This is a genomic window from Pseudomonas sp. P7779 (assembly GCF_013386315.1).
Taxonomy (GTDB): domain Bacteria; phylum Pseudomonadota; class Gammaproteobacteria; order Pseudomonadales; family Pseudomonadaceae; genus Aquipseudomonas.
This window is the reverse complement of sequence record NZ_JACARZ010000008.1, coordinates 28,649-33,873: the sequence shown is the minus strand read 5'-3', so window position 1 is coordinate 33,873 and position 5,225 is coordinate 28,649. Positions and strand designations below refer to the sequence as shown.

Annotated in this window: 2 protein-coding genes and 2 pseudogenes; all 4 read left to right on the top strand. The window is 63.2% G+C overall.

What is annotated here, in order from left to right; translation table 11 throughout:
- Window positions 1-213: pseudogene (locus tag HX869_RS03790) on the top strand (hypothetical protein); the annotation flags it as partial.
- Between the two features lie 31 nt (window positions 214-244).
- A complete protein-coding gene (locus tag HX869_RS03785) occupies window positions 245-2,203 on the top strand; it encodes an acetoacetate--CoA ligase (protein ID WP_178902758.1) in 1,959 nt (652 codons plus the stop codon).
- Between the two features lie 135 nt (window positions 2,204-2,338).
- Window positions 2,339-4,876, top strand: a complete 2,538-nt coding sequence (locus HX869_RS03780; RefSeq protein WP_177019447.1) for a PAS domain-containing protein — start codon at window positions 2,339-2,341, stop codon at window positions 4,874-4,876.
- A gap of 27 nt (window positions 4,877-4,903) precedes the next feature.
- Window positions 4,904-5,194 (top strand): annotated as a pseudogene (locus tag HX869_RS03775) (peptidylprolyl isomerase); the annotation flags it as partial.
- Window positions 5,195-5,225 lie beyond the last annotated feature (31 nt).

Here is a 5,225-nt window from a genome sequence, read left to right as displayed (position 1 = left end):
GAGTTGGGGGATGGTTCGGTGTTGTCGGAATCTCAACTGACGGCGCTGGGTTGCCAGGGTGTGAGCCAGCTTGAGAGTGGGGTTTGGCACTTGCTGATTGGTGACAAGGCTTCGGGGTTGGGTGAGGCGTTGGAGCGGTTGGTCAGTGGCCGTGAGGTTGGGGTAAAAGCTTCGCGAGCAAGCCCGCTCCCACATTTTGATCGGTGTCGTTAGATAGATCAGATAATAAAAAAGAGATTTCCTTATGTCCGAAATACTCTGGCAACCCTCCCCCGAACGCATCCACAACACCCGGATGGACCAGTTCCGGCGCTTCATCAATGATCGCCATGCCTTGCAGATCAGCGACTACCCGGCCCTGCACCAGTGGAGCATCGACCAGCGCCCGGACTTCTGGCAGTCGATTGTCGAGTTTTTTGAGGTGCAGTTCCGCACGCCGCCCAGCGCGGTGCTGATCGAAGACGCCGAGATGCCCAGCGCCCAGTGGTTTCCCGGCGCTACCCTGAACTTTGCCGAACACCTGCTGCGCCGCCGCGACGATCACCCCGCCGTGGTCGCGATCAGCGAAGACGGCCAGCGCGAGCAACTGACCTACGCCGAACTGGCCCGCCATGTCGCCGGCCTGCAACGCAGCCTGCGGGCGGCCGGCGTGGGCGTGGGGGACCGGGTGGCCGCGTGCATGCCCAACACCTGGCAAACCCTGGTGGGCATGCTCGCCACCACCAGCCTCGGCGCCATCTGGTCGTGCTCCTCGCCGGACTTCGGCACCCAGGGCGTGATCGACCGCTTCGGCCAGATAGAACCCAAGGTGCTGATCACCTGCGCCGGTTACCGCTACGCCGGCAAGCTCATCGACCAAAGCAGCAAGCTCAATGAAATCCTCGAACGGCTGCCGTCCCTGCAACAGCTGATCATCGTGCCCTATGCCCGCCCGCAGGCGCGTCCCGAGGAGTATCAGACCCGGGCCAACGTCGCGCTCTGGAACGACTTCTACAGCCCCGGCGGTGAGCCCGATTTCGTCGCCGTGCCCTTCGATCATCCGCTGTACATCCTCTATTCCAGCGGCACCACCGGCGTGCCCAAGTGCATCATCCACGGCACCGGCGGCGTGCTGCTCACCCACCTCAAGGAACACGGCCTGCACGCCGACCTGTCGCGGGACGACTGCCTGTTCTACTACACCACCTGCGGCTGGATGATGTGGAACTGGCTGGTGTCGGTACTGGCCATCGGCGCCACGGCGGTGCTGTATGACGGCTCGCCGTTTCACCCCGGGCCGGAACGCCTGATGGACCTGATCGACCAGGAAAAAATCAGCGTGTTCGGCACCAGCCCCAAGTTCCTCGCCACCCTGGAGAAGGCCGGGCTGCAACCGCGGCTGAGCCATGACCTGGGCAGCCTCAAGGGCCTGATTTCTACCGGCTCCCCGCTGTCGCCCCAGAGCTACGACTACGCGTACCGCGAGATCAAGCCCGAGCTATGCCTGTCGTCGATGTCGGGTGGCACCGATATCGTGTCCTGCTTCGTGATCGGCAACCCGGTGCTGCCGGTGCGCCGTGGCGAGATGCAGTGCAAGAGCCTGGCAATGGCTATCGAAGTGTGGGACGACCAGGGCCACCCGCTGGTGGGCGAAAAAGGCGAACTGGTGTGCACCCGGCACTTCCCCGCAATGCCTATCGGTCTGTGGAATGACCCGCACCAGGAAAAACTGCGGGCCTCGTATTTCAGCCAGTTCCCCGGCGTGTGGGCCCAGGGCGACTACGCCGAACAGCGGCCCAATGGCAGCCTGCTGATCCATGGCCGCTCGGATGCGGTGCTCAACCCCGGAGGGGTGCGCATCGGCACCGCGGAGATCTACCGCCAGGTGGAAAAAGTGCCTCAGGTCCTGGAAAGCCTGGCCATCGGCCAACGCTGGCAGGATGACGTGCGGGTGGTGCTGTTTGTGCGCCTCAACGATGGCATCGAACTGGACGACGGCCTGGAGCAGCAGATCCGCCAGGTGATCCGCGCCAACACCACGCCGCGCCACGTGCCGGCGAAGATCCTCGCGGTGACGGATATCCCGCGCACCATCAGCGGCAAGATCGTCGAGCTGGCGGTGCGCAACGTGGTGCATGGCGAGGCGGTCAAGAACACCGACGCACTGGCCAACCCCGAGGCGCTGGAGCAATTTCGTGATCGCCCGGAGCTGGCAGAAAGATGAAACGTTTTAGCCTTTAAGCACTCATTTGAAGACAAACCCCTCAAGCATGCTATTTTTCGAGGGTGGAAAGCCGGCCCCGGGTCGCGGGATAATCGGCTTTTGTCATTCTTCAAGCGTTACGCGCAGGGCATTTACATGAACGTATCACCCACCGGCAGCGAGGCCGCAGCACTGATTGCGCGGCTGGACTGGGCACGAAGCCCCCTCGGTGACGCCATTGATTGGCCGCAAAGCCTCCGTACAGCCGTGGACATCGTGATCCATTCACCGATGCCGATGCTGTTGTTGTGGGGCGCCGAACTCACCCAGATCTACAACGATGGCTTCGCGATGCTGGCCGGCAACAAGCACCCGGCCGCCTTCGGCCAACCGGCTGACCTGATCTGGCCTGAGCTCAAGCCGTTTACCGACCCGATCTACAGCGCCGTCCTCATGGGCCAGGTGCGCACCTTCACCGAGCAGCGTTTCGTCCTGCAGCGCAACGACCGCGACACCGAGATCTGGCTCGACCTGACCTACAGCCCGATCCGCGACGAGCGTGGCGAGGTCGCCGGGATCCTGATCACCGCCATCGAAACCAACGAGCGCCGGCGCATCGCCCTGGAACTGCAGCAGCGCACCGAGAACAGCCTCAAGGCCCAGCGCAACACCGAGCAGCGCCTGCAGTTGGCCCTGGCCGCCACCGATGCCGTGGGCACCTGGGACTGGGATATCGGCGAAGACCGCTTTATCGCCGACGCCCATTTCGCCCAATTGCACGGTGTTGACCCGTGCGACGCCGACCTGCTGCCCATCAGCGACTACCTGCAAGGCGTGCACCCCGAAGACCGTGGCATGGTGGCCCGCAGCATCAAGCACTGCATCACCCACGGCACCGAGTACGCCGAGGAATACCGCCTGCAGCGCGCCGACGGCGAAGTGCGCTGGGTGTTTGCCCGTGGCCGCTGCTACAAGGACCACCATGGCCGACCGGCGCGTTTTCTCGGCGCCGCCCTCGACCTGACCGAACGCAAGCACACCGAACAGGCCCTGCGCCAAAGCCAGACCGAGCTGCAACTGATCATCAACGCCATGCCGGTGTTGATCGGTTATGTCGACCACGAGCAGCGTTTTCGCCTGAACAACAGTGCCTACCTGGACTGGTACGGCATGACCCCGCAGGAGCTGTACGGCAAGAGCATCCGCGAAGTCGTGGGCGACGAAATCTATGCCGGGCGCGTCGACAAGATCGAGGCGGCACTCAAGGGCAAGGCCTGCAGTTTTGTCACCGTCACCCCGCACCATGACGGGCGGCCACGCCACGCGCTGATGAAGTACCTGCCGCGTTTCAGCGCTGACGGTTCAGTCAACGGTTTCTATATTTTTGTAATCGACGAGACCGAGCGCAAACTGACCGAAGAAGCCCTGCGCCACCTCAACGAAAACCTCGAAGAGCGCGTCAGCCAGCGCACCCAGGCCCTGGCCGAAGCCAACCAGCGCCTGCAAAACGAGATGTTCGAGCGCGAGCGTGCCGAAGACGCCCTGCGCCATGCCCAGAAGATGGAAGCGGTCGGCCAGCTCACCGGCGGCATCGCCCATGACTTCAACAACATGCTCACCGGGATCATCGGCAGCCTGGACCTGATGCAACGCTATATCGCCGCCGGGCGCAGCGACGAGATCGGCCGTTTCACCGACGCCGCCGTATCCTCGGCCCATCGCGCCGCTGCGCTGACCCATCGCCTGCTGGCCTTCTCCCGCCGCCAATCCCTGGACCGCAAGCCGGTCGACCCGAATCAATTGGTGGCGTCCCTGGAAGACCTGTTCCGCCGCACCAAGGGCGCGCACATCGAACTCAAGGTGCAACTGGGCACCGACGTGTGGCCAGTGAACACCGACGCCAGCCAGCTGGAAAACGCCCTGCTCAACCTGGTGATCAACGCCCGCGATGCGATGCCCGACGGTGGGCAATTGTGCATCGAAACCGCCAACAGCTACCTCGACGGCACCGACATCACCACCCTGGAACCGGTCAAGGCCGGCGACTATGTGATGCTCGGCGTGAGCGACAACGGCGCCGGCATGACCGCGAAAATCCTCGCCAAGGCCTTCGACCCGTTCTTCACCACCAAGCCCATCGGCCAGGGTACCGGCCTTGGGCTGTCGATGATCTATGGGTTTGCACAGCAATCCGGCGGCCACGTGACCATCCAAAGCGAACCGGGCCAGGGCACCTGCGTGCGCCTGTACCTGCCGCGCCTGCATGGCACGGCACTGGAGCGGACCACACCCGCTACCCAGGGCGAAGCCCCGGTGGCGCTGGAAGGCGAAGCCGTGGTGGTGGTCGAGGACGACCCGGCAGTGCGGATGCTGGTGGTGAATGTGCTGGATGAACTGGGCTACACCGCACACCAGGCGGCGGATGCACGGGCGGCGCTGCCGTTGCTGGAGTCCGACTTGCGCGTGGATTTGCTGGTGACTGATGTGGGCTTGCCGGGGATGAACGGCAGGCAACTGGCGGAAATCGCCCGGCAACACCGGCCGGACCTGAAGGTGCTGTTCATGACCGGTTACGCCGAGAAAGCCGCCGAGCGCCAGGGGTTCCTGGAGGAAGGCATGGACATGGTGGCCAAGCCGTTTTCGATTGACCTGCTGGCCAACAAAATCCGCAGCATGATCAGCTCAGAGGCCTGACTTCAGGCATAATCGCGCGCCGTTTCACATCAGGACCGATCAATGAAAGCCCAAGCCCGTCACATTCTGGTGAAAACCAGTGAGGAAGCCGAACAGCTCAAGCAGCGTATTGCCAAGGGCGAAGCGTTTGATGTGTTGGCCAAGAAGTACTCCACCTGCCCTTCCGCCAAGCGCGGCGGTGATTTGGGTGAAGTGCGGCCGGGGCAGATGGTGGGGGTGATTGATGCGGTGATCTTCAAGAAGCCCGTGAAGGTGGTTCATGGGCCGATCAAGAGCAAGTTCGGGTATCACCTGGTGCAAGTGTTTTACCGCGATTGATGGCTGATCGTTCCCACGCTCCGCGTGGGAA